This window comes from Streptomyces sp. CS113, assembly GCF_002188365.1.
Lineage (GTDB): Bacteria > Actinomycetota > Actinomycetes > Streptomycetales > Streptomycetaceae > Streptomyces > Streptomyces tendae.
On the sequence record NZ_KZ195574.1, the window covers coordinates 8,266,826 to 8,290,391 of the forward strand.

Here is a 23,566-nt window from a genome sequence, read left to right on the forward strand (position 1 = left end):
CGGCACCATTCCTTCGCGACTCGGCCAGGGCAGTCGTAAGGTGACCGGGTGAAGAACGTCCCTCTGGCCGACGTCGACCATGTGGACCGGGCCGTGCTGCCGATCGGCACCGACTACCCGCCCGGACACGTCCTGGACTGGCACGAGCACCGGCGCGCGCAGTTCTTGTACGGCGCGACCGGCGTCATGGTCGTCGACACCGACGACGGCACCTGGACGGTGCCGCCCGAGCGCGCCGTGCTGATCCCGGCCGCCACCCGGCACCGGGTGCGGATGCTGGGCGTGAGCACCCGCAGCCTGTACATCGAGCCGGACGCCGTCCCGTGGTGGCCCGGCACCTGCACGGTCGTGGACGTGCCGCCGCTGCTGCGCGAACTGCTCTTGGCCGCCGTCGAGTTCGAGCCCGACTACAGCCTGTCCGGGCGCGACGGCAGCGTCGCCGACCTCCTCCTGCACGAGATCGCGGCGCGCGCCCCGCTCCCGTTCCACGTCCGCATCCCCGCCGGTGCCGACCTGGCGGCGCTGTGCCGGGAGTATCTGGCCGCACCGGACACCGGGGTCACCAACGCCGTGTGGGCGGTACGGACGAACATGAGCGAACGCGCCTTCACCCGGCGCTTCCGTGCCGAGACGGGCGACAGTCCCGCCGTCTGGCGGGGCCGCGCCCGGCTGCTGGCGGCCGTGCCGCTGCTGCGGTCCGGTTCGGTCAGCGAGGTCGGCGGCCGGCTCGGCTACGCCTCCCCGGCCGCGTTCACCGCCGCCTTCACCCGCACCTTCGGCATCCCGCCGTCCCGGTTCACCCGGGGCCACCGGGGGCGGCCCGGCTGAGGGCTCAGGAGCGCTCCTGAGCCAGGTGGCCCAGGGCCGCGCTGCGGCTCGTCGACAGATGGTGCAGGACCAGCTCCTGGACGCGGTCCACGTCGCGGGCCGCGATGGCCCGGTAGAGGGCGTCGTGTTCCAGGGCCACAGCCATCAGGTCGTCGTGCTGGCCAAGGAGCCAGCGCAACCGGCTGCGCAGCACCCGCTCCAGCTCGTTGAGCAGTTCGTTGGCGGCCAGGGAGACGACGGTCTCGTGGAAGTCGGCGGCCGCCCGGCGGGCCCGCACGGCGTCGTCGGCGCGCGCCGCGTCGAGTTCGGCGTCCACCGTCGCGCGCAGCCGCTCCAGCCCCTCCCGTGTGTGCCGCTGGGCGGCGAGCCGGAAACCCAGGGTCTCCAGGCCCGAGCGGACCTCGTCCAGGTCGGCGATGTCGCTCGTGGTGAACTCCCGCACCACCGCCCAGCTCCGTGGCCGCGGCGTCACCAGCCCCTCCGCCACCAGGGTCTTGAGGGCCTCGCGGACCGGGAGCCGGCTGACCCCGAGGGACTCGGCCAGCTCCCGCTCGACCAGGCGGCTGCCCGGGGCCCGCACACCGTCGATGATCTCGTCGCGCAACCGCCGCGTGACCCGCTCGGACTCGGGCGTGAAGCCCCCTGACGCAGTCATCGCCGTCCTTCGTCTGTCATCCCGTTCCCGGCCCGCCGACCGCGCCGTGCGGAGCGGCGATCGGGCGGCCCGTCAGGATACCCCGGGGCCGGCGGGCGGCCCGGGCGGGAGGCCCGGGCGGGAGGCAGCGAGGAGCGGTCAGCCCACCCGCGGGGGCCAGTTGACGATCCGCTTGGGACGCGGCCGGGCGTAGGTGCGCACCTTGGACGTGGACAGACCGAGCCGGACCAGGGACTCGGCGACCGTCACGGCGGCGGCGACCCCGTCGACCACGGGGACACCGGTACGTTCCACCACGCGTTCGGCGAGGCCCGCCATGCCTCCGCAGCCCAGGCAGATCACCTCGGCCCGGTCGTCCTCGACGGCGCGGGCGGCCTGCTCGGTGATGGCGTCCACGGCGGCCTGCTCGTCCCGCTCCAGCTCCAGCACGGCGAGCCCGCTGGCCCGCACCGAGGCGCACCTGGCGCTCAGTCCGGCCACTGCCAGCCGCTCCTCGATCAGGGGGACCGTGCGGTCGAGGGTCGTGACGACGGAGTAGCTGCGGCCCAGGTACTGCGCGGTGCTCGCCGCCGCCTCGGTGATGTCGACGACGGGTACGTCCAGCAACTCCTGGAGCCCCTCCCGGCCGTGCTCGCCGTAACCGGCCTGGATCACCGCGTCGTACGGCTCCGCATGGGCCCGCACCGCCTCCATCACGGCGACGGCGGCGAGGTAGCTCTCGTAGTTGCCCTCCACGGACTCCGCGCCGAAGGCCGGTGTCAGCGGCACGATCTCGGTGCCCGGAGAGGCGGCGCCGGCCGCCTGCTTGCCGATCGCGTCGGTGATGGACTGCGTGGTGTTGACGTTGACCACGAGGATGCGCATGGGTGGGCCTGGGCCTTCTGCTCGGACGGGCTGACCCGCGACGGGGCGGGGCGAGGGGCGCGGGGGCGCGGGGGAGGGGCGGTGCGGGGCTATTCCGCGGCGACGGCGATGGCCTCGCCGTCCACGTCACGGAAGACGGAGGCACGGTCGGCGATCAGCGCGTACAGCACGGCGGCGATGATCGCTCCGACGAACCAGGAGAACCCGGCCGCCGCGTGGAAGAAGGGGACGAGGGCGACGACGACGGCGATCGCGGCGCTGGGGACGAAGGCGGCGACGGCGCGCGGGTTGTAGCCGCGCCGGTAGTGGTACTCGGCGCCCGCGTCCTCGGTGTACAGGGCCGGTACGTTCACGCGCGACCTGCGCAGCAGCCAGTAGTCCGCCATGATCACGCCGAACAGGGGGCCGAGGAGCGCGCCGAGCCCGCCGAGGAAGTAGTTCACGACGACCGGGCTGTTGTAGAGGTTCCAGGGCGTGATCACCAGGCCGAGGACGGCGCTCACCAGGCCCGCGCGGCGGAAGTCCAGCCGGTGCGGGAAGAGGTTGACCAGGGCGTAGATCGGCGCCACGAAGTTGGCCAGCAGGTTCACCGCCACCGTGAGGGCGATGAGGCACAGCGAGGCGACGGCCAGCAGGAACATGTTGGGGACCGTCCGGACGATGTCCGTCGGACTGGTGATCACACGCCCGTCCAGGGTGAACTGCGCTCCGCTGAGCACCGCCACGATGACGGCGAAGAAGAGCATGTTCACCGGGATGCCGATCACGTTGCCCCGGACGATGGAGCCGCGACTGCGCGCGGACCGGGTGAAGTCGCAGAAGTTGAGCACGAACGTCCCGTAGATCACCACCCACAGGGCGGCGGCCTGGAGCACCTGGAGCCACATCGCGCCGCCGGTGAGCGGATCGTCGACGGACACGGAGACCGACCCGTCGGCCCGGACGAACATCCACACCGCGAGGGCGCACATGGTCAGCAGGGTGGTGGGCGCGGCGAAGGCCATGTACCGGCGGATCATCTGCATCCCGTAGCTGACGATGAGCACCTGGAGGGCCCACAGCACCAGGAAGGTGATCCAGCCGAGCGTGGACTGGCCGAGCAGGGAGTCCGTGTCCAGGGAGGCCAGGGAGGGGAACATGGCCACCAGCAGGGTGCTCAGCACGGCGGACGCCAGATAGGTCTGGATACCAAACCAGGCGATGGCCACGGCGCCGCGGACGGCGGCCGGAATCTTGGCCCCCTTGATGCCGAAGGCGATGCGGCTCATGACGGGGAACGGGACGCCGGTCTTGTGGCCCATGAACCCGGAGAGCGTGAGCAGCAGGAAGAGCAGGACCGAGGCGAGCGCGAAGGCCGCGAGGATGCCCCACACGTTCAGGCCGAGGGCGAACAGCCCGATGGCGAAGGCGTAATTGCCCAGGCTGTGCACGTCGTTGGCCCAGAGTGTGAAGACGTTGTAGGCGCCCCAGCGGCGCCCTTCCCGCTTCGTCGGGGCGAGGTCGTACGTGTAGAGGCCGGAACTGGTGGCGGTGTCGCCGGTCCGGTCGGACGAGCGGCGGTCTTCCAGGGCAGTCATACGGGACTCCTGGGATCAGGTGCGGGGAGTTGGAGAGTTTCACAAAGCGGAAGCTGCTTTCCGGTGAACAGAACGTAGTTTTCGCCAAACCGCACCGTCAAGAGGTCTGCCGTAAATGGAATACCATTTTTGGCCCTGTTGACAGTCCCCTGAGCCGTCCCTACCCTGACGCCCCGTCATTACATCGATGTAAAGGCCCCGGGAAAGGACCCCCACGTGCTTCCCAGTCCCGCACACCGTCCCCGCGCCCGCCTCGGTCCGCTCCTCGCCGCCCTCCTGGGACTGGTCGTGGGCCTGCTGCCCGGGCTCACCGGACCCACCGCCGCGGCGGCGGCCGAGCCCCGCGCCCACACCTTGGCGGCCGGCGCCTTCCGCAACCCGCTCAACAGCGGGCCCGACCCCTTCATGACGCACTGGAAGGGCGCCTACTACCTCACCACCACCCAGGGCGGCAGCATCCGGATGTGGCGCTCCCCGTCCCTGGGGACCCTCGCGGCCGCGGACCCGGTCACGGTGTGGACCGACACCGACCCGTCCCGCAACCGCAACATCTGGGCCCCGGAGTTCTACCGCTTCGGCGACCGCTGGTACCTCTACTACACGGCCGACGACGGCGTCGACGACCACCACCGGCTGTACGTCCTGGAGTCGGAGCGCGACGACCCGGCCGGCCCGTACCACTTCAAGGCCAAGCTCGCCCCGCCCAACCACGCCGACGACTTCGCCATCGACGCGGGCATCCTCCAGCTCGGGGGCCGGCTCTACCTCGCCTACAGCGGCATCAACCAGTACCAGCACAACGGGATCAACATCGCCCCGATGTCCAACCCGTACACCGTCTCCGGGAACGCGGTCGCGATCGACGCGGCGGGCGGCTGCCCCGAGGTGCGCGAGGGGCCCGAGTTCCTCTACCGAGGCGGCCGGGTCTGGATGACGTACTCCACCTGCGACACCGGCAAACCGGACTACCAGGTCTGGATGATGTCGATGCCGCTGGACGCCGATCCGCTGGTGCCGGGCAACTGGCACCAGCACCAGGGCGCGGTGTTCTCCCGGGCCGACGACCGGGGTGTCTTCGGACCGGGCCACCACGCCTTCTTCACGTCGCCCGACGGGACCGAGGACTGGATCGTCTACCACGCCAAGACCACCTCGGTGAACACCTACACCAACCGCACGACGCGGGCGCAGAAGTTCACCTGGCGGGCCGACGGCACCCCGGACTTCGGCCGCCCGCTCGCGATGGGCGCCACCCAGGACCTGCCCTCCGGCGATCCCGGCTCGGGCAACTACTGGATCAACGACGACGGCCGTTCCAGCGGCCCCGGCCGCGTCACCTACACCGGTGCCTGGAACTCCGGCACCGGCTGCGCCACGCAGTGCTTCTGGAGCGACGACCACTGGAGCGACCGGGCCGGTGCCACGGCCACCTTCTCCTTCACGGGCACCCGGATCGCCCTGCTCTCCGTCAAGGACACCGGCAACGGCTACGCGGGCGTCAGCATCGACGGCGGGCCCGAGCAGCGGGTGGACTTCCACGGCGCGATCCGCGTCGGTGAGGCGGTGCAGTACGTGAGCCCGCGGCTGGCGAACGGCAGCCACACCCTGCGGATCCGGGTCACGGGCGAGCACAACTCCCAGTCCGGGGCGTCCTTCGTGAGCGTCGACCGGGCCGAGGTCTACACGGACTGACCCGCACGAACGACCCGGTCCCGGCCGCCGGTCCCCGGCCGCCGGTCAGCGCCGCGCGTGGCCCGCCGTGCTCTCCCGCAGGACGAGCCGGTGGGCCACGATGCGGTCCTGGGGGGCCTGCACCCCCGACACGGCACCGTCCGGCGTCGTCGCCTCCTCGATGCGGTGCTGGAGCAGCTGCACGGCGACCTTGGCCACGGCCGCCTTGTCCGGCGCCACCGTGCTCAGCGTCGGGACGCTGAACCTGCCGCCCTCCACGTCGTCGAAGCCGATCACGGCGACGTCCTCGGGCACCGAGACCCCGCGCTCGTGCAGGGCGCGCAATGCACCCAGTGCCAGCTGGTCGTTGAGGCAGAGCAGCGCGTCGGGCCGCGCACCCTCCTCGAACGCCCGGGCCACGGCCCGCGCGCCGTCGGGCATCCGGAAGGAGTCGACCGGCAGCAGCGCGGCCGGATCGTAGGCGATGCCCGCCTCCGCCAGGGCGGCACGGTAGCCCCGGGTGCGGGCCTCGGCCGTCCCCAGGCCCGAGTCGTCGCGCCCGCCGACGGCGAGGATCGTGCGGCGCCCGAGCCCGATCAGGTGGCGGGTCGCCTCGCGTGCGGCCCCCTCGTTGTCGATGGCCACGTGGTCGGCGCCCTCCTCCAGCAGCTCCCCGAGCAGCACGGTGGGCGGGAAGCCCGTGCGGTCCCGCAGGTCGTCGGCGGTGAGCGCGAGCGGGCTGAGGATGATCCCGTCCACGAACGTCGAGCCGAACCCGGCCAGCGCCGCCAGCTCATGGGCGCGGTCCGCTCCCGACTGGTGGATCAGGACCGTCAGGGACCGCTGCTCGGCCTCGCGGATGACGTGCCGGGTCAGCTCCGCGAAGTACGGTATGTCCAGTTCCGGGACGACGAGCGCGATGATGCCGGTCCGGCCCTTGCGCAGGTGACGCCCGGCCAGGTTCACCCGGTAGCCGAGGTGTTCGATGGCCTCGCGGACCACCTGCCTGGTCCGGTCGGAGACATGGGCGTAGTCGTTGATGACATTGGACACCGTCTTCTCCGAAACGCCCGCATGACGTGCGACGTCCTTGATCCTGGGCCGTGCCACCGAGACCTCCCTGCCTCTCTCGCGCTGCCCGAGTCTATGTCCCCGTGCCGATCGGCGGCCTCAGCTCTTTACAGCCAATGTACATCGATGTAAAAACTAGCCACCGCATGAGCTCCGGCCGTCGAAAGGTCCGCGATGAGTTCCCGTCTGCCTGCCCAGGGGGTGCCGGCCGTGTCCGCCCCGGTCCGCCGCCCCAGCCGCCGCCGGTTGCTGCGCAACGCCGTGGCCGGAGCCGGAGCCCTGCTCGCCGCGGGCCCGCTGTCCGGCTGCGCCTCACCCGCCTCGGCCTCCGGATCGTCCGACCTGAGTGTCTGGGACCTCTTCCAGGGCGGCGACGGCATGCTGATGGACGAGATGATCGAGGCCGTCTCCAAGGGGGCCGGCGGAGCCAAGGGCTTCGACGTCGACCGGACGATCCTGGACTGGGGCCCCTCCTACTACACCAAGCTCGCCATGTCCGCGGCCGGCGGGCGGGCCTCCGACGTGGCCGCCATGCACCTGTCCCGGCTGGCCGGCTACGCACCCGGCGGCCTGGTGGACGCCTTCGACCTGGACCTGCTCGCCGAGTACGGCGTGACGGAGCAGGACTTCACCCCGGCCGTGTGGTCGCGCACCCGGCACGAGGGGACCGTCTACGCCATCCCGCTGGACGTCCACCCCTTCATCGTGTTCTACGACAAGAAGGCCGCCGAGCAGGCCGGGCTCCTGGACACCTCCGGCGAACTGGCCCCCATGGGCTCGCCCGAGGCGCTCCTGGAGGCGGGCAGGGCCCTCGCCGAGGCGACCGGAGAGGCGGGCGTCCTGTTCGGGCACGTCACCGACACGGCACAGAACTGGCGCCTGTTCGCCGGGCTCTACGCCCAGACCGGCGCCGCCTTCGACCTGCCGGACGGCGGCCCACCGAAGATCGACGTGGACGCCGCCGTACGCGTCGTCACCCTCATGACGCGGCTCTTCGACGGGAAGACCAACCCCAACAACCTGGACTACAACGGCGCGCTGGCCGCCTTCAGCAGCGGACGCGGCGGCATGGCCATGCTCGGCGAGTGGGAGCTGCCGACCCTCAAGAAGTCCGGCCTGGAGCTGGGCGCCGCACCGTTCCCGCAGGTCTTCGAGAAGCCGGCCGTCTACACCGACAGCCACAGCTTCGTCCTCCCGCACCAGGACAGCCCCGACCCGGCCCGGCGCCGCGAGGCCCACCGGTACGTCGCCCAGATACTCAAGCAGAGCCTCACCTGGGCGAGCGCCGGACACATCCCCGCCTACCAGCCCGTCCTCGCCGAGCCCGAGTACGCGGCGCTCGACCCCCAGTCCTCCTACGCCGACGCCGCGAAGGTGGCGGTGCTCGACCCGCCCAACTGGTTCGCGGGCGCCGGTTCCAACTTCCAGAACCGGATGTGCCAGCCGCTCCAGTCGGCGCTGCTGGGCAACACCACCCCCGAGAAGGCGGTGCGGCAGATGGTCCGCGAGGCGGACACCCTGCTGCGGCAGCCCAATCCGGTGGCCTGACCAGCGAAAGGAGTGACCGACATGACCACCACCGCACCCCTCGGCGCCGAGGAGCGGACCGGTTCGCCCGCTGCTCCGGCGGAAGGCCGCCGCACCGCCCTCGACCGCATACGCACCGGCAACGGACTCGTGTTCGTCCTGCCGTTCCTGCTCGTGTTCGGCCTCTTCATGGTCTGGCCGATCGTGCAGGGGCTCTGGATGAGCTTCACCGACAGCTCGCTCGCCCTGCGGGACACGAGCTTCGTCGGCTTCGACAACTACTCCGAGGCGTTCGGCGACCCGGACGTGTGGAGCAGCCTCGGCAACACCGTCTTCTTCACCGTCATCTCCAGTGTCCCGCTGGTGCTCGTCGCGCTCGCGATGGCGCTGCTGGTGCACAGCGGGCTCGCCGGGCAGTGGGCGTGGCGCCTGTCGTTCTTCGCGCCCTACCTGCTGCCCGTGACCGTCGTGACCATGATCTGGACCTGGCTCTACCAGCCCGAACTGGGCATGGCCAACCAGCTCCTGGACGCGCTCGGCATGGCACCGGTGGGCTGGCTGTCCGACGAGTCCGTCGCCATGTGGTCGGTGGCCGCGCTCACCGTCTGGTGGACGGTCGGCTTCAACTTCCTGCTCTACCTCGCGGCGCTCCAGTCCCTGCCCACGACCTTCGACGAGGCGGCGGCACTCGACGGGGCCGGCGCCTGGCGCCGCCTGTGGTCCATCACCCTGCCGCAGCTGCGCCGCACCACCGGCCTGGTCGCCATGCTCCAGATCCTGGCGTCCCTCAAGGTCTTCGACCAGATCTACATCCTCACCAAGGGCGGGCCCAACGGCTCCACCCGGCCGGTCCTGGAGTACGTCTACGACGTCGGCTTCACCGGCTACCGCCTCGGCTACGCCTCGGCCGTCTCGTACCTCTTCTTCGCGCTGATCGTCCTCGTCTCGCTCGTGCAGCTCCGCCTCTTCCGCCGGGAGGACTGACCGTGTCCGCAACCGCCACCACTCTCCGTACCCGGCGCCGTCCACCCCGCGAAGCGGCCGGCTCACCCCTGCTCCTCGGCCACGGCAGGCTGCCCCGCGTCCTGGCCGGGACCGCGCTCGTCGTCCTCGCCGTCGTCTGGCTGGTGCCGTTCGTCTGGGCGGTCATCACCTCGGTGCAGAGCGAGGAGGACATCAACACCACCGGGCTGTCCCCGTTCAAGGGTGCCTTCACCCTGGACGCCTACCAGCAGATCCTGGAACGCGGGAACGTCACCGTCTGGGCCTTCAACAGCTTCCTGATCTCCGCCCTGGTCACGCTGATCACCGTGGCGGTCTCCACCCTCGCCGCGTACGGCTTCTCGCGCGGCACCTTCCGCGGCCGCAAGGCGCTGCTCGGCGTCACCGTGGCCGCCATCATGGTCCCGCCGCAGCTGCTCGTCGTGCCGCTGTTCGACCAGATGACCCTGTTCAACCTGGTCGACACCTACGCGGCGGTCATCCTGCCCCAGGTCGTCGCGCCGATGATGGTCTTCATCCTCAAGCGGTTCTTCGACGCCATCCCCAGGGAGCTGGAGGAGGCGGCCCGGATCGACGGCGCCTCCGAGTTCCGGGTCTTCCGGTCGATCGTGCTGCCGCTGTCACGGCCCATCGTGGCCGCGGTGGCGATCTTCGTCTTCATCGGCGCCTGGAACAACTTCATGTGGCCGTTCATCGTGACCAACGACCCCGACCTGATGACCCTCCCGGTGGGCCTGGCCACCGTGAAGGACGCCTACGGCATCCAGTACGCGCAGTCCATGGCCTCCGCGCTGCTCGCGGCGCTGCCACTGATCGTGGTCTTCCTCCTCTTCCAGCGCCGCATCGTCAACTCCGTGGCCACCACCGGCCTCGGCGGCTCCTGAACCCACCCGGCTGTACCCACGGGCCAGGGCGTTCGCATCGCCCGGCCCACCGATCGACTGGAGCATGTGTGCCCACTCACTCCGTACCGCGCCCGGAGTACCCGCGACCGCAGTTCGTGCGCCGCGACTGGCTCAACCTGAACGGCGCCTGGCAGTTCGAGACCGACCGGGGGGACAGCGGCCTCGAACGCGGTCTGCTCGACCGCGAGCTGCGCGACGAGATCCTCGTCCCCTTCCCGCCCGAGTCCGAGCTGTCCGGCATCGGCGACACCGACTTCCTGGAGGCCGTCTGGTACCGGCGGGCGCTCACGCTGCCCGGCGCCTGGGCCGGACGCCGGGTCCTGCTGCACTTCGGGGCCGTCGACCACGACACCACCGTGTGGGCCGACGGCAAGGAGGTCGCCCGGCACCGCGGCGGCTTCACCCCCTTCACCGCCGACCTCGGCGACATCGCCGGCGCGGGGGAGGAGGTCGTCATCACCGTCCGGGCCCGCGACCCCAAGTCCGGCCCGCAGGCCCGCGGCAAGCAGGCGATCCAGTACGCCAACCACGACTGCAACTACACCCGGGTCACCGGCATCTGGCAGACCGTCTGGCTGGAGCCCGTGCCCGTCACGCACCTGCGCCGCCCCCGGATCACCCCCGACCTGGCCGGCTCCGCCTTCCACCTCGAACTGCCCCTGTCCGGCAACCGCCCGGGCCACCGGGTGCGCGCCGTCCTCAGCGACGCCGACGGCGAGGTGAGCCGCGCCGAGGCCCGCGCCGACCTGGACCTCGCCCCGCGCCTGCACCTGCCGGTGCCGGACGAGCGGCGGCGCGAGTGGGGCCCGGACGACCCCCACCTGTACGGCCTGCGTCTCGAACTCCTCGACGCCGCGGGCCAGGTGGTCGACAGCGCGGAGAGCTACGCCGGACTGCGCGCCGTGGGGCTGCGCGGCAAGGCCGTCCTGCTCAACGGCCGCCCCGTCTTCCAGCGCCTCGTCCTCGACCAGGGCTGGTACCCGGACGGGCTGATGACCGCCCCCACCGACGACGCCCTGGTACGGGACATCGAGCTGGCCATGGCGGCCGGCTTCAACGGGGCCCGGCTGCACCAGAAGGTCTTCGAGGAGCGCTTCCTGTACCACGCCGACCGCCTCGGCTACCTGGTCTGGGGCGAGTTCGGCGACTGGGGCTGCGAGACGGGCGGCTCCTCGGGCGACAACCAGAAGCCCGACGCCTCCTACGTCGCCCAGTGGCTGGAGGCGCTGGAACGCGACTACTCGCACCCCTCGATCATCGGCTGGTGCCCGCTCAACGAGACCTACCAGAAGCTGCACGACCGGATCACCCAGCTCGACGACGTGACCCGGGCGATGTTCCTGGCCACCAAGGCCATGGACACCACCCGCCCCGTCGTCGACGCCTCCGGCTACGCCCACCGGGTCGCCGAGACCGACATCTACGACTCCCACAACTACGAGCAGGACCCCGCCGCCTTCCGGGAGTTGATGTCCGGCCTCGCCAAGGACGCGCCCTACGTCAACGCCCACGAGAGCGGCGCCCCCTACTCCCAGCCCTACCGCGGCCAGCCCTACTTCGTCAGCGAGTTCGGCGGCATCTGGTGGGACCCGGAGGCGGCCGCCGCGCAGTCCGGCGAGGACCGCACCGTCTCCTGGGGCTACGGGGAACGGGTCCGCAACGAGGACGAGTTCCACGAGCGGTTCGCCGGCCTGACCGAGGTCCTGCTCGGCGACCGCGACATGTTCGGCTACTGCTACACCCAGTTGACCGACGTCTTCCAGGAGCAGAACGGCATCTACCGCTTCGACCGGAGCGAGAAGCTCGACGTCGCCCGGGTCCGCGACGCCCAGATGCGCTCGGCGGCCATCGAGGAGCCGGAGGCGTAATCCGCACGGGGGCCGGAGGCGAAGCACCCGCCCCCGGCCCCCGTGCGCGCGGATCAGAAGGGCCGGTCGCCCTCGACGGCGACGCGTTCGGCGACCCGGCGCTCGGACCCGTAGTCACCCACCGCGTAGTGCTGTGTGGCCCGGTTGTCCCAGAAGGCGACGTCACCGGGCTGCCAGCGCCAGCGCACCTGGTACTCCGGCACGTGCGCCTGCTGGAACAGGAAGCGCAGCAGCCGGTCGCTCTCGTCGCGGTCCAGGCCGGTGATGTGCGTGGTGAAGGACGTGTTGACGAACAGCATGCGCCGCCCCGTCTCCGGATGCGTGCGCACGACCGGGTGCTCCACGGGCGGGAACAGGTCCTGGTGCGGCAGCAGCCGCTCGGTCCCGTAGAACCGCGCGAAGCCCGGGATGAAGTCGTGCACCGCCCGGGCGCCGTCGACGCGGTCCTTCACCTGTGGGGGCAGGTTGTCGTAGGCCGCCGCCATGTCCGCCCACATCGTGTCCCCGCCGAACGGCGGCACCTCGCGCAGCTGGAGCACCGCGCCGAGGGCCGGGCGCTCGCGGAAGGTGACATCGGTGTGCCACACGTTCTCGTACGTGGGGGCGGCCCCGGCGCCCTTGTCGAACCGGACGACGTCGTCGCTGGAACCGGCGGCGAGCAGGGGGTTGGTCTCCAACTCGCCCCAGTTGCGGGCGAAGTCGCGCTGCTGCGCGGACGTGAGGTGCGCGGCGCGGAAGAACAGCACCTTCCACTCCAGCAGGGCGCGGTTCAACTCCTCGCGGAGCGCGGGGGTGAGCGGGCGCGCCAGGTCGACGCCGCGCAGCTCGGCGCCGATGGTGCGCGCCTGCGGGACGACCTCGAAGTGCTCGTAGGGCCGGTCCTGCCACCCCTCGGGCAGGCGGCGCAGGATGCGCCGGCCCTCGTAGATCCCGTCCCCCGGGATGCGTGCTGAGCGCAGGACGGTGCTCGGGCCGACGGACGTGACGGACATGGGAGTCCTCCCCTGGTATGACGTACGCGTGGGATCCGGCCGGGGGCGGCGCGGGACCACCGCCGAACGGCCGGGGAATCGAGGGTGCTACGGGTGCTCCGGACCGTGGACCGGAGAGGAAGCCGACGGACTACGACGCGACGGGCGTCGGACGGTCGGTACGAGGAAGGCCGTTAGAGGCCGGAACGCTCACAGCCGGTCCGCTCGGGCACGCGGCAACATTCCGCGATGGTGCCGAACCGGTGTGTGGTCATGGCACCGATTGTGTGATCTTCGCCCGCCCGTGTCAACAGGGTCACGGCCGGCGGGGAACGAAGGGGAGCAGATCGTCGCCCTCCGGCTGGACGACGCCGTAGCTGCTCTCGGGCACCTTGTTCCACACGCCGGGCAGGTCTCCCAGCGGCTCCGACACGATCAGGCGGGTGCTGTCGGAGGCCTCCTTGAGGAAGGGCAGCGAGGGATGCAGCGCGCGCAGGCTCTCCACCCGGCTGCTGTAGTAGAGCGACCGCGACTGGGCCTGGCTGGAGTAGCGGAAGGCCCACAGGCGGTGTCCGTCGGTCACGGCGACGGTCATCTGCAACGGGAACTCCACACCGTGCTCGTGGCCGATCTCCTCCACCAGCCCCGCCATCCGGGCCACGGCCCCGGGAGGGTCCTCCTCCAGGCCGAGCGTGAGCGCCAGGTAGAACATCATCTCCGAGTCCGTCGATCCCTCGATGTCGAGGTAGAGCCGCGGATCGACGGCCAGTGCGAGGTCCCGGCGCAGCCGGTGGAACTCGGCGATGGCGCCGTTGTGCATCCACATCCACCGGCCGTGGCGGAACGGGTGGCAGTTGGTCTGCTGCACGGGGCTGCCCGTGGAGGCCCGGATGTGCGCGAAGAACAGGGGCGAACGGACATGGCTCGCGATCTCCCGCAGGTTGCGGTTGCTCCAGGCCGGCCCGATCTCCCGGACGATCGCGGGGGTCGTCATCTCCGGCCCGAACCAGCCGACGCCGAACCCGTCCCCGTTCGTCGTCTCGACGCCCATGCGGGCGTGCAGGCTCTGGTCGATGAGCGAGTGCTCGGGCTGGTAGAGCAGGGTCTCCAGGAGCACGGGTGTCCCGGAGTAGGCGAGCCATCGGCACATCGCTCCGTCGCCTCCCTAGTCGCCTCGGGCGCCCCGGACGTCAGTCGACCGGCCAGGTGTGCACCGGGGCGTTGAGGTGCATGTAGTCCATGTACTGCTGGGTCATCCGGCGCAGTGCCTCGTGGCGGCCGGGCCGGGCGGTGGCGTCGATGTGGTGGAACATCTCCTTCTGCCAGACCGCGCCGTTGCGGCCGGTGACGCACCGCTGCTCGATGATGCCGAGCAGCGGCTCCCGCCAGGCGGAGTCCATGCCCGACAGCTCCAGTCCCCGGTGCGCCAGCGGCAGCAGCCGGCGCAGGACCAGTTCGGGCACCGTCACCTCGCCCACTCCGGGCCAGTACAGGAGGGCCTCGATGCCGTGCCGGGCGGCGGTGTGCAGGTTGTCCTCGGCGACCGAGAAGGACATCCGGGACCACACCGGCCGTTCCTCTTCCACCAGGGCCCGGGTGAGCCCGTAGTAGAAGGCGCCGTTGGCGAGGGTGTCGGCGACGGTCGGTCCCGCGGGCAGGACCCGGTTCTCCACGCGGACGTGCGGTCTGTCGTGGGCGACCGCGTACACGGGCCGGTTCCAGCGGTAGATGGTGCCGTTGTGGAGGGTGAGTTCGCCCAGTTCCGGGATGTCGCCGCGGTCGAGGGTCTCGGCGGGGTCCTGCTCGTCGCACAGCGGCAGCAGCGCCGGGAAGTAGCGCAGGTTCTCCTCGAACAGGTCGAAGACGCTGTTGATCCAGCGCTCCCCGAACCACACCCGGGGCCTGACCCCCTGGGCCTTGATCTCCTGCGGCCGGGTGTCGGTGGCCTGTTCGAACAGGGGGATGCGGCTCTCGTGCCACAGTTCCTTGCCGAGCAGGAACGGCGAGTTGGCCGCGAGGGCGACCTGGACACCGGCGACGGCCTGCGCGGCGTTCCAGTAGTCGGGGAACTCCTCCGGGGCGACCTGGAGGTGGAACTGGGTGCTGGTGCAGGCGGCCTCGGGCGTGATCGTGTCGGCGTAGGTCCGCAGGCGGTCGACGCCGTCCACCTCGATGTGCAGGTCCTCGCCCCGGGCGGCGAACACCTGGTCGTTGAGGAGCCGGTAGCGCGGGTTCTCCGACAGCGCCGCCTCGCCCACGTCCTGCTGGCGCAGCGTGGGAAGGATGCCGACCATGATCAGATGGGCGCCGACCGACGTGGCGCGGTCCTCGGCGTGGTTCAGGGCGGCGCGGATCTCGGTCTCCCAGGCGTCGGGGCCGCCCGCCGTCAGCCGCCGGGGCGGGATGTTGATCTCCAGGTTGAACCGGCCCAGCTCGGTGGACCAGGAGGGGTCCGCGATCGCCTCGAGGGCGTCGCTGTTGCGCATCGCGGGCTCGCCCGTGTCGTCGACGAGGTTCAGTTCGATCTCGAGGCCCACCTGGGGCCGCTCGGTCTCGAACCGGGACTCGCGCAGCATCTGCGCGAAGGCCTCCAGGCACTCCTGCATCTTGATCCGGTAGCGGCGGCGGTCCTCGCGGGTGAAGACCAGCGCCGGGACGTCCCGTCCCATCGGTCCTCCCGGGGTTGCCTTCCTCGGACGCTCCTCCACCCCAGCGTCGCACCACCCGGCGCACCCCACCAGACGGGACGGGAACGGGGGCCCACCGCACCGAATGCGGCGGACCCCCGTCGGTTCAGGTCCTCGTAGGGCTGATCAGGCCTTACAGCTTGCCGGACGCGCGCACCGTGATCTTCTTGGACGTCTTGCCCGCGGGCGAGGAGCCGTAGCCCTCGACCTTGTCGACCACGTCCGTGCCCTCGACGACCTTGCCGAAGACGACGTGCTTGCCGTCCAGCCACGGGGTGGCGACGGTGGTCACGAAGAACTGCGAGCCGTTGGTGTTCGGACCCGCGTTCGCCATGGACAGGAGGTACGGCTCGGTGTGCTTCAGCTGGAAGTTCTCGTCCGCGAACTTCTCGCCGTAGATGCTCTTGCCCCCGGTGCCGTTGCCGTTGGTGAAGTCACCGCCCTGGAGCATGAACTGCGGGATCACACGGTGGAACGGGGAACCGGCGTAGCCGAAGCCGTGCTCGCCGGTGGCCAGCTCCAGGAAGTTCCTGGCGGTCTTGGGGGTGACGTCCTCGAAGAGCTCGAAGACGATGCGGCCCGCATCCTGGCCGTCGATGTCGATGTCGAAGTAAACCTTGGAATTGCTCATCGCACCATTGTGACGTGTGACCCCCGGTGATGCCGAACCGGCTGCCCGTTCAGCGTGTGGCGAGCAGTCCGAGGGTGTCGATCACGCGGTTCGAGAAGCCCCACTCGTTGTCGTACCAGGCGACCACCTTGACGTGGCGGCCGTCCACGCGGGTCAGCGCCGAGTCGAAGATCGACGAGGCCGGGTTCCCCGTGATGTCGGAGGAGACCAGTGGGTCCTCCGAGTACTCCAGCACACCGGCGAGCGGCCCCTCGGCGGCGGCGCGGTAGGCCGCCAGGACGTCCTCGCGCGTCACGTCGCGGGCGACGACCGTGTTCAGCTCGACGATCGAGCCCACCGGGACCGGCACGCGGATGGAGTCGCCCGACAGCTTGCCGTCGAGGCCCGGCAGCACCAGACCGATCGCCTTGGCGGCGCCCGTCGTGGTCGGCACGATGTTCACCCCGGCGGCACGGGCACGGCGCGGGTCGCGGTGCGGGCCGTCCTGGAGGTTCTGCTCCTGGGTGTAGGCGTGCACGGTCGTCATGAAGCCGTGCTCGATGCCGGCCAGCTCGTCGAGCACCGCGGCGAGCGGCGCGAGCGCGTTCGTGGTGCAGGACGCGTTCGAGACGATCGTGTGCGCGGCCGGGTCGTAGGCGTCGGTGTTCACGCCGTAGGCGAGCGTCACGTCGGCGCCGCTCGACGGAGCGCTGACCAGGACCTTTCGCGCACCCGCGGTCAGGTGGGCACGGGCGGCGTCGGCCGAGGTGAAGCGGCCGGTCGCCTCCAGCACGATGTCGACGCCGAGCTCCGCCCAGGGCAGCCGGGCCGGCTCGCGCTCGGCGAGCACCTTGATGCGGTGCCCGTCGACGACCAGGGTGTCCCCGTCGACGGTCACCGGGCGGCCCAGCCGGCCGGCCGTCGAGTCGAAGGCGAGCAGGCGGGCCAGGGTGGCGGGCTCCGTGAGGTCGTTGACGGCGACGACCTCGAGCTTCGTGTCGCGTTCGAGCAGTGCGCGCAGCACATTGCGCCCGATGCGGCCGAATCCGTTGATGCCGATGCGAGTCATGTGTGGTGTGTCCCTTCCGTTTCGCCACCAGGTCCTTCGCCACCAGGCTCGCGCACGCCGCAGGGACGTGGCAGCGGCGTGAGTGCCACGGTTCGCAAGGATCACGCCAGGCGAGGGGGTGCGGCGCGCGGCCCGGCTATTCGCCCCGCGCGAAGGTGCGCCGGTACTCGCTCGGGGTGGTGCCGAGGATGCGCTGGAAGTGCAGCCGCAGGTTCGCGCCGGTGCCGAGGCCCACCTCGGCGGCGATCTGCTCGACGCCGCGCTCGGAGCGTTCGAGCAGCTCACGGGCCAGGTCGACACGGGCCCGCATGACCCACTGCATCGGCGTGTACCCGGTGTCCTCGACGAACCGCCGGGAGAGGGTGCGCGCCGACACCGCCGCGTGCCGGGCCAGCGCCTCCAGGGTGAGCGGCTCACCGAGCCGGCGCAGGGCCCACTCGCGGGTGGCGGCGAACCGCTCGCCGAGCGGCTCGGGCACGCTGCGGGGCACGTACTGGGCCTGCCCGCCGCTGCGGTAGGGGGCCGCCACGAGACGACGGGCCGCGTGGTTCGAGGCGGCCACCCCGAGGTCGCCGCGCAGGATGTGCAGGCACAGGTCGATGCCGGAGGCGGCGCCCGCCGAGGTCAGGACACTGCCCTCGTCCACGAACAGCACGTTCTCGTCCACCCGCACCCGTGGATGCTTCGCCGCGAGGGCCCGCGTGTAGTGCCAGTGGGTGGTGGCCCGTCTGCCGTCGAGCAGGCCCGTGGCGGCGAGCGCGAACGCGCCGGTGGAGATGGCGGCCAGCCGCACGCCCCGGCCGTGGGCCCCCGTCAGCGCGTCGAGGACGGCCCGCGGCGGGTCGTCGACGTCGGGCGAGCGGTAACCGGGGAGGAAGACCACGTCGGCCCACGCCAGGGCGTCGAGGCCGTGGGCGACGTGGTAGGACAGGCCGTCACCGCCGGTCACCAGGCCGGGCGCCGCGCCGCACACCCGCACCTCGTACGGCATGCTCGTGCGGGTCGTGAAGACCTGCGCCGGAATGCCGACGTCGAGGGGTTTCGCGCCCTCCAGGACGAGGACGGCGACGCGGCGCAGGCGGGAGGACGGCACGACAAGAGCGTACGCGGGCGGTGACCGCAGGTCAGTCCAGGCCGAGGACGTCCATCGTGTGCTCGGCCATGCGCCGCTCGCCGAGGGCGTTGGGGTGGACGGGGACGAGGCTGTGCCCGAACAGCAGCGGTTCGATCCAGCGGGTGCCGGGGGCCTCGCAGGCGTCGTGGCCGTCGGACACCCCGGAGAAGTCCACGTAGGTGGCGCCGGTCTCCTCGGCGGCGCGCCGGACCGCGTCGTTGAGGTGCGCCTGGATCGCCCGCAGGTAGGGCACGTCACCGGCCGCGACGGGCAGCTTCAGGAAGCAGGACGGGTCGGCGGTGGCCGGGGTGATCCACGGGTAGCCGAGGGCCGCCACCCTGGCGTGCGGAGCCCGGGCGCGGACGTCGCGGAGCGCGGCCTTGAGCGCGGGGCACGTGTTGGCCTCGATCTCGTCCTCGAAGGAGGTGCCGTGCTTGTCCTTGCAGGGGCTCCCCTTGCCGCCGCTGAGGACCCCCGCCGTGCCGCAGGCCGTGATGGCGTTGATGAACGTGCCGTTGTCGTTGCCGCCGATGGTGAGCGTGACCAGGTCCGTGCCGGTACCGAGCGCGTCCAACTGGGGTGCGACGCCCGGGTACTGGGCCTGCGTGAAGTCGGCGGTCTGCGCGGCGCCGCAGGTGACGTCCTTGAGGCGGGCGCCCGTCGCGTCCGCGATGACGTGGGGGTAGTTGGCCGTCGAGCGCAGACAGAGCAGGTTGGTCGGGTCGACGGGCAGGACGCCCGAGCCGGCGCTGTAACTGTCGCCGAGGGCGACGTAGTCGAGGGTGGGCACGGCGTCGGTGGGCGTGGCGTGGGCGGTGGCGTCGGTGAGGCCGAGGGCGAGCGCGCCGACGGCTGCGGCTGTCGCGGTCATGACACGGCGAAGGGCATGCTTCGGCATGTGCTCTCTCTTCTTCGGGAGGGGCGGCAGCGGAGTTACCGAGCGGTTCTACTTTTAAGTAATGTGCAGGGCTGTTGACTCCAAGTCAACGCTGTTGACGGAACTTCTCGCAGACGCCGTGGCCTCGCCGCCGGGGCGAACTGCCGAGCCGAGGTGTCGGATCGAGTCGATTGATTTTCGATCGATTCCCATTGAAGATCGATGCATGCATCGTCTGATCATCGCCGTGCTCCGGGCCGGCATCGCCGCCGCGATCCTGCTCGGCCTCTTCGGGCAGATCGTCGTCATCCCCACGACGGCGTCCGACGAGGCCGAGCGCTTCCCGCCCTACGAACCCTTCGCCGTGCCCTACGCGACGGTGGCGATCCTCGGCGTCGCCTGCGTCCAGGTCGTGCTGGGCGCGGTGTGGATGCTGCTCGACATGGTCGAGCGCGACGCCGTCTTCACCCGGCGGGCGTTCCGCTGGGTCGACACCGTCATCGGGGCCACGGCCGTGGCCACGCTCCTGGCGCTCGGCGTCGCCTGCCATCTGGCCGTGGCCGAGATCCCCGCCGCTCCCGACGACGGCATGCAGCTGCTCGGCGCACTGGGCGCCGCGGTCGCCTGCGTCGGTGCCGGCGCCGCGTTCGCCCTCCTCGTCGTCGTCATGCGCGGCCTCCTGAGCAAGGCGACCGCGCTGCGCAGCGAGCTGGCCGAGGTGGTCTGACGCCGTATCAGCCCGCTACTCGATCCTGCTCCCTTTGGGGGACGGCGGCCGTTCGCGCCGCCCGGGTACGCGGTCCGAAGACGCTCAGCGCGATCGCACCGACCAGCCAGGTGCCGGCGATGAAGTAGAAGACGCTCCGGTAGCCGTGCGCGTTGTAGAGGGCCGCCACGATCAGCGGCCCCGCGGCGTTGGACAGGCGGCCGAGCCCGTACGACACGCTGGTGCCCAGGGACCGTCCGCGCGTGTCGAACAGCTCGGGCGAGTAGGCGTAGCCGAGTGCCGTGTAGCCGCGCTCGAAGAGGTTGACCAGGAAGCCGAACACGATGATGAGCACCGGGTTGAACGTGAGGCCGTACAGGAGCCCGCACACGGCGATCAGCGTGCCGAACGCGGCCAGGCACCACTTGCGTTCGAACCGGTCGGTCACCAGGGCGGCCAGATACGAGCCCAGCGGCGCGCCGACCGTGGTCAGCGCCACGTAGAAGACCGACTTCTCGACGCTGAAGCCCTCCTTGGCCAGCAGGGTCGGCGCCCAGCTCGAATAGCCGAAGAACCCGATGGTCTGGGTGACCCACAGCACGGTGAGCAGCAGCGTCGGCATCAGGTATTTGCGCTGGAGCAGCAGCCGCAGCGGAGCCTTGGTCACCGGCTCCTCCTCGACCGGAGGCGCGGGCGCGGGCAGCGGACCGTGCTCGGCGGCCACCGACGCCTCGATGTCGCGCAGTACGGCGTCCGCGCTCGCGTGGTCCCCCCGGCTCTCGTGCCACCGGGGCGACTCCTTGAGGTGCCGGGTGAACAGGACCAGCAGGATGCCGAGCGAGCCCCACAGGTAGACCAGGCGCCAGGTCCAGTCGGCGAGCGGCACGACCCCGCTCGCGACGAGGTTCGTGACCGGGGTGCCGCAGATGCCGATGACGATGGCGTACGCCTGGTACTTGCCGCGCACGGCCGACGGGTACATCTCGTTGACGTAGATGACCGCGACGACGGTCATCGCCGCGAGCCCCGCCGAGGTCAGCACCCGGAAGACGGTCAGCGACACGAGGTCCCAGGAGAACGCCGACGCGAACGAGAAGACGCCGAAGAACAGCGTCGTCAGCAGCAGCGTCCGCTTGCGGCCCAGGCGGTCGGCCACCGTACCGGCGACCACCGAGCCGAGGAACATGCCGACGAACGACAGCGAGGTGACGTAGGCGACCTGGTCGACCGAGATGCCCCACAGGTCGACGAGCTTGGGGGCGGTGGTCGCGAAGGTGTTGATGTCCGCGAACTCGAAGAAGTAGGCGAACGAGACGGCGAGCAGAGTGACTTTGTGGAACCGGGAGACCGGCAGCCGGTCCAGCCGGTTCAGCGCGTTGGCGTGCTGCATGACGGGGTCCTTGTCGCGGGGATCGGGGACGGCGACGGCCGGAGCGACGGCCGGGAGGGGGAGCGGCTCACCGGTCGCCGGGCCAGTACAGGCGGGCCGGGTTGTCGACCAGCAGCCGGTGCCGCTGCTCCTCGGTCACGGCGATCCGCCGTACCTGGTCGACGAGGAGGCCGTCGTCGGGCATGTGGCCGGTGAGGTTGGGGTGCGGCCAGTCGGTGCCCCACAGCACCCGGTCGCCGAACTCCTCGACGACGCGGCGGGAGAAGGGCACGACGTCGGCGTAGGGCTCGCGCTCCCCGTCCAGCGCGGCGGGACCGGTCACGCTCAGCCGCTCGGGGCAGGACACCTTGACCCACACGTCGCCCCGGTCGGTGAAGCGCAGGAAGCGGGCGAACTCGGGGCCGTCCACCGGCTTCGTGACGTCCGGGCGCCCCATGTGGTCCACGACCAGCGCAGTGGGCAACGAGGCGAAGAAATCCTCCAGTTCGGGCAGGTCGGCGCTCTCGAAGTAGAGGACGACGTGCCAGCCGAGCGGGGCGATCCGCCGCGCGATCGTGCGCAGGTCGTCCTTGGGCGACGTGTCGACCAGCCGGCGCACGAAGTTGAACCGCACCCCGCGCACCCCCGCCGCGTCCAGCGCCCGCAACTCGGCGTCGGTGACGTCCGGCCGGACGGTCGCGACACCGCGCGCCCGCCCGCCGCTCGCCCGCACCGCGTCGAGCATGGCGCTGTTGTCGGCGCCGTGGCAGGTGGCCTGCACGATCACCTGGCGGTCGACGCCCAGGTGGTCGCGGAGCGCGAAGAGCCGGTCCTTGCCCGCGTCGCAGGGCGTGTACTTGCGCTCCGGCGCGAAGGGGAACTCCGCCTGGGGGCCGAAGACATGGCAGTGGGCGTCGACCGTGCCGGGCGGCAGCCGGAAGGAGGGACTGGACGGGTCCGGGTGCCAGTCGAGCCAGCCCGGGGTCTTGGGAGCGAGGGTCGTCATGTCAGCGCCCCTGTCGCTTCAGCAGCGCGTCCAGGCGCGGGTACACCGAGCGTGCGTTGTGCTCCCGCACGGCGTCGAGCTGCTCCGCGGACAGGGCGGACGCCTCGACAAAGCGCCGGGTGTCGTCGAAGTGGTGGCCCGTGCACGGGTCGACGTCCCGCACCGCGCCGATCATCTCGGAGGCGAACAGCACGTTGCGGGCCGGGACCACGTCGAGGAGCAGGTCGATGCCGGGCTGGTGGTACACGCAGGTGTCGAAGAAGACGTTGCCGAGGACGTGCTCCTCCAGCGGAGGTTTGCCCAGCGCCATGGCCAGACCGCGGAACCGGCCCCAGTGGTACGGCACCGCCCCGCCACCGTGCGGGAGCACCAGCCGCAGGGTCGGGAAGTCCGCGAAGAGGTCTCCCTGCACGAGCTGCATGAAGGCCGTGGTGTCGGCGTTGAGGTAGTGCGCTCCGGTGGTGTGGAAGGCCGGGTTCACACTCGTGCTGACGTGGACCATCGCCGGGACGTCGTACTCGACCAGCTTCTCGTACAGCGGGTACCAGGAGCGGTCGGTGAGCGGGGGAGCGGTCCAGTGGCCGCCCGAGGGGTCGGGGTTGAGGTTCACCGCGACCGCGCCGTACTCCTCGACGCAGCGCGTCAGCTCCGGGACGCAGGTGGCCGGGTCGGCGCCCGGCGACTGCGGCAGCATCGCGGCCGGGACGAAACGCTCGGGGTAGAGGCCGGCGACGCGGTGGCACAGCTCGTTGCAGAGCGCCGCCCACGCGGCCGAGGTGCGGAAGTCACCCACGTGGTGCGCCATGAACGACGCCCTCGGCGAGAAGACGGTCACGTCGATGCCGCGCTCGTCCATCATCCGCAACTGGTGCGGCTCGACGCTCTCGCGCAGTGCGTCGTCACCGATCCTCAGGTCTGCGGGGGAGGGCGCCGCCGCGGAGCCGGCCAGGGCGGCGGTCTGCCGCTCCCGCCAGGCGGCCAGGGCCGGCGGGGCCGTGGTGTAGTGACCGTGACAGTCGATGATCATGGGCTGCGTCCTCCGGGATGGGGTCGTCGTCGACCGCGGCAGCCTCTCCCCGGCCGCCGGGAGGCCGGGAGCCGACCGGACACAGAACTAACCTCCCCTTAACAAGAGCGCCGCCCCGGCCGTCCACCCTGCGGACCAGGCGCAACGTCCCGCCGACCGTGG

21 protein-coding genes are annotated in these 23,566 nt (G+C 71.3%); 7 read left to right on the forward strand and 14 right to left on the reverse strand.

What is annotated here, in order from left to right:
- Window positions 1-48 precede the first annotated feature (48 nt).
- Window positions 49-828: an AraC family transcriptional regulator gene (locus tag B9W62_RS37405; RefSeq protein ID WP_087811337.1), complete on the forward strand. Its 780-nt coding sequence runs from the start codon at window positions 49-51 to the stop codon at window positions 826-828.
- Between the two features lie 4 nt (window positions 829-832).
- Here the strand turns inward: B9W62_RS37405 and B9W62_RS37410 are convergent, their stop codons facing one another.
- From B9W62_RS37410 to B9W62_RS37420, 3 genes are all read right to left on the reverse strand, one after another.
- Window positions 833-1,483, reverse strand: a complete 651-nt coding sequence (locus tag B9W62_RS37410) for a GntR family transcriptional regulator (protein WP_087811338.1) — start codon at window positions 1,481-1,483, stop codon at window positions 833-835.
- 138 nt (window positions 1,484-1,621) lie between these two features.
- A complete protein-coding gene (locus B9W62_RS37415; RefSeq protein WP_087811339.1) occupies window positions 1,622-2,347 on the reverse strand; it encodes an aspartate/glutamate racemase family protein in 726 nt (241 codons plus the stop codon).
- Window positions 2,348-2,436: 89 nt separating this feature from the next.
- The gene (locus B9W62_RS37420) at window positions 2,437-3,924 is read right to left on the reverse strand and encodes an NCS1 family nucleobase:cation symporter-1 (RefSeq protein ID WP_087811340.1); all 1,488 of its coding nucleotides are present in this window, start codon (window positions 3,922-3,924) and stop codon (window positions 2,437-2,439) included.
- A 216-nt stretch (window positions 3,925-4,140) separates the two neighbouring features.
- On the opposite strand from B9W62_RS37420, the gene B9W62_RS37425 reads away from it, so the two are divergent.
- Window positions 4,141-5,616 carry a family 43 glycosylhydrolase gene (locus tag B9W62_RS37425; RefSeq protein ID WP_087811341.1) on the forward strand — a complete coding sequence of 492 codons (1,476 nt, stop codon included), beginning with the start codon at window positions 4,141-4,143 and terminating at the stop codon, window positions 5,614-5,616.
- Window positions 5,617-5,661: 45 nt separating this feature from the next.
- Here B9W62_RS37425 and B9W62_RS37430 read toward each other — a convergent pair whose 3' ends face one another.
- Window positions 5,662-6,705 carry a LacI family DNA-binding transcriptional regulator gene (locus B9W62_RS37430; protein WP_087811342.1) on the reverse strand — a complete coding sequence of 348 codons (1,044 nt, stop codon included), beginning with the start codon at window positions 6,703-6,705 and terminating at the stop codon, window positions 5,662-5,664.
- Between the two features lie 135 nt (window positions 6,706-6,840).
- Here B9W62_RS37430 and B9W62_RS37435 point away from each other — a divergent pair, with 135 nt between their 5' ends.
- The 4 genes from B9W62_RS37435 to B9W62_RS37450 all read left to right on the forward strand — a co-directional run bounded on the left by B9W62_RS37435 (window position 6,841) and on the right by B9W62_RS37450 (window position 11,968).
- Window positions 6,841-8,214: an extracellular solute-binding protein gene (locus tag B9W62_RS37435; protein WP_179235863.1), complete on the forward strand. Its 1,374-nt coding sequence runs from the start codon at window positions 6,841-6,843 to the stop codon at window positions 8,212-8,214.
- Window positions 8,215-8,235: 21 nt separating this feature from the next.
- Window positions 8,236-9,177: a carbohydrate ABC transporter permease gene (locus B9W62_RS37440; protein ID WP_179235864.1), complete on the forward strand. Its 942-nt coding sequence runs from the start codon at window positions 8,236-8,238 to the stop codon at window positions 9,175-9,177.
- A gap of 2 nt (window positions 9,178-9,179) precedes the next feature.
- Entirely contained in the window at window positions 9,180-10,079 is a 900-nt protein-coding gene (locus B9W62_RS37445; protein WP_087811344.1) for a carbohydrate ABC transporter permease, read from the forward strand.
- A 68-nt stretch (window positions 10,080-10,147) separates the two neighbouring features.
- Entirely contained in the window at window positions 10,148-11,968 is a 1,821-nt protein-coding gene (locus B9W62_RS37450; RefSeq protein ID WP_087811345.1) for a glycoside hydrolase family 2 protein, read from the forward strand.
- A gap of 53 nt (window positions 11,969-12,021) precedes the next feature.
- On the opposite strand, the gene B9W62_RS37455 is transcribed toward B9W62_RS37450, so the two are convergent.
- The 7 genes from B9W62_RS37455 to B9W62_RS37485 all read right to left on the reverse strand — a co-directional run bounded on the left by B9W62_RS37455 (window position 12,022) and on the right by B9W62_RS37485 (window position 19,317).
- Complete coding sequence (locus B9W62_RS37455; protein WP_087811346.1) at window positions 12,022-12,960, reverse strand: TauD/TfdA dioxygenase family protein; 939 nt, start codon at window positions 12,958-12,960, stop codon at window positions 12,022-12,024.
- Between the two features lie 295 nt (window positions 12,961-13,255).
- Window positions 13,256-14,089 carry a class II glutamine amidotransferase gene (locus B9W62_RS37460; protein WP_087811347.1) on the reverse strand — a complete coding sequence of 278 codons (834 nt, stop codon included), beginning with the start codon at window positions 14,087-14,089 and terminating at the stop codon, window positions 13,256-13,258.
- 40 nt (window positions 14,090-14,129) lie between these two features.
- Window positions 14,130-15,608, reverse strand: coding sequence for a glutamate-cysteine ligase family protein (locus B9W62_RS37465; RefSeq protein ID WP_087811348.1), 1,479 nt, complete (start codon window positions 15,606-15,608; stop codon window positions 14,130-14,132).
- A 151-nt stretch (window positions 15,609-15,759) separates the two neighbouring features.
- Window positions 15,760-16,257, reverse strand: coding sequence for a peptidylprolyl isomerase (locus B9W62_RS37470; RefSeq protein WP_087811349.1), 498 nt, complete (start codon window positions 16,255-16,257; stop codon window positions 15,760-15,762).
- A gap of 49 nt (window positions 16,258-16,306) precedes the next feature.
- Window positions 16,307-17,305, reverse strand: a complete 999-nt coding sequence (gene gap / locus B9W62_RS37475) for a type I glyceraldehyde-3-phosphate dehydrogenase (protein ID WP_087811350.1) — start codon at window positions 17,303-17,305, stop codon at window positions 16,307-16,309.
- A 136-nt stretch (window positions 17,306-17,441) separates the two neighbouring features.
- Window positions 17,442-18,398, reverse strand: coding sequence for a GlxA family transcriptional regulator (locus B9W62_RS37480; protein WP_087811351.1), 957 nt, complete (start codon window positions 18,396-18,398; stop codon window positions 17,442-17,444).
- A gap of 31 nt (window positions 18,399-18,429) precedes the next feature.
- Window positions 18,430-19,317, reverse strand: coding sequence for an SGNH/GDSL hydrolase family protein (locus B9W62_RS37485; RefSeq protein WP_087811352.1), 888 nt, complete (start codon window positions 19,315-19,317; stop codon window positions 18,430-18,432).
- Between the two features lie 205 nt (window positions 19,318-19,522).
- Here B9W62_RS37485 and B9W62_RS37490 point away from each other — a divergent pair, with 205 nt between their 5' ends.
- Entirely contained in the window at window positions 19,523-20,023 is a 501-nt protein-coding gene (locus B9W62_RS37490; RefSeq protein WP_087811353.1) for a DUF2975 domain-containing protein, read from the forward strand.
- 7 nt (window positions 20,024-20,030) lie between these two features.
- On the opposite strand, the gene B9W62_RS37495 is transcribed toward B9W62_RS37490, so the two are convergent.
- The 3 genes from B9W62_RS37495 to B9W62_RS37505 all read right to left on the reverse strand — a co-directional run bounded on the left by B9W62_RS37495 (window position 20,031) and on the right by B9W62_RS37505 (window position 23,404).
- The gene (locus B9W62_RS37495; protein WP_087811354.1) at window positions 20,031-21,392 is read right to left on the reverse strand and encodes an MFS transporter; all 1,362 of its coding nucleotides are present in this window, start codon (window positions 21,390-21,392) and stop codon (window positions 20,031-20,033) included.
- 67 nt (window positions 21,393-21,459) lie between these two features.
- Window positions 21,460-22,377: an amidohydrolase family protein gene (locus B9W62_RS37500; RefSeq protein WP_087811355.1), complete on the reverse strand. Its 918-nt coding sequence runs from the start codon at window positions 22,375-22,377 to the stop codon at window positions 21,460-21,462.
- Window position 22,378: 1 nt separating this feature from the next.
- Window positions 22,379-23,404: an amidohydrolase family protein gene (locus tag B9W62_RS37505; protein WP_087811356.1), complete on the reverse strand. Its 1,026-nt coding sequence runs from the start codon at window positions 23,402-23,404 to the stop codon at window positions 22,379-22,381.
- Window positions 23,405-23,566: the final 162 nt, after the last annotated feature.

What these genes read in the sequence shown, in the direction of transcription:
- B9W62_RS37410 (WP_087811338.1), bottom strand. Translation starts at nt 1,483, where the DNA reads ATGACTGCGTCAGGGGGCTTCACGCCCGAGTCCGAGCGGGTCACGCGG.
- B9W62_RS37415 (WP_087811339.1), bottom strand. Translation starts at nt 2,347, where the DNA reads ATGCGCATCCTCGTGGTCAACGTCAACACCACGCAGTCCATCACCGAC.
- B9W62_RS37420 (WP_087811340.1), bottom strand. Translation starts at nt 3,924, where the DNA reads ATGACTGCCCTGGAAGACCGCCGCTCGTCCGACCGGACCGGCGACACC.
- B9W62_RS37435 (WP_179235863.1), top strand. Translation starts at nt 6,841, where the DNA reads ATGAGTTCCCGTCTGCCTGCCCAGGGGGTGCCGGCCGTGTCCGCCCCG.
- B9W62_RS37440 (WP_179235864.1), top strand. Translation starts at nt 8,236, where the DNA reads ATGACCACCACCGCACCCCTCGGCGCCGAGGAGCGGACCGGTTCGCCC.
- B9W62_RS37455 (WP_087811346.1), bottom strand. Translation starts at nt 12,960, where the DNA reads ATGTCCGTCACGTCCGTCGGCCCGAGCACCGTCCTGCGCTCAGCACGC.
- B9W62_RS37460 (WP_087811347.1), bottom strand. Translation starts at nt 14,089, where the DNA reads ATGTGCCGATGGCTCGCCTACTCCGGGACACCCGTGCTCCTGGAGACC.
- B9W62_RS37465 (WP_087811348.1), bottom strand. Translation starts at nt 15,608, where the DNA reads ATGGGACGGGACGTCCCGGCGCTGGTCTTCACCCGCGAGGACCGCCGC.
- B9W62_RS37470 (WP_087811349.1), bottom strand. Translation starts at nt 16,257, where the DNA reads ATGAGCAATTCCAAGGTTTACTTCGACATCGACATCGACGGCCAGGAT.
- gap (WP_087811350.1), bottom strand. Translation starts at nt 17,305, where the DNA reads ATGACTCGCATCGGCATCAACGGATTCGGCCGCATCGGGCGCAATGTG.
- B9W62_RS37485 (WP_087811352.1), bottom strand. Translation starts at nt 19,317, where the DNA reads ATGCCGAAGCATGCCCTTCGCCGTGTCATGACCGCGACAGCCGCAGCC.
- B9W62_RS37490 (WP_087811353.1), top strand. Translation starts at nt 19,523, where the DNA reads ATGCATCGTCTGATCATCGCCGTGCTCCGGGCCGGCATCGCCGCCGCG.
- B9W62_RS37495 (WP_087811354.1), bottom strand. Translation starts at nt 21,392, where the DNA reads ATGCAGCACGCCAACGCGCTGAACCGGCTGGACCGGCTGCCGGTCTCC.
- B9W62_RS37500 (WP_087811355.1), bottom strand. Translation starts at nt 22,377, where the DNA reads ATGACGACCCTCGCTCCCAAGACCCCGGGCTGGCTCGACTGGCACCCG.
- B9W62_RS37505 (WP_087811356.1), bottom strand. Translation starts at nt 23,404, where the DNA reads ATGATCATCGACTGTCACGGTCACTACACCACGGCCCCGCCGGCCCTG.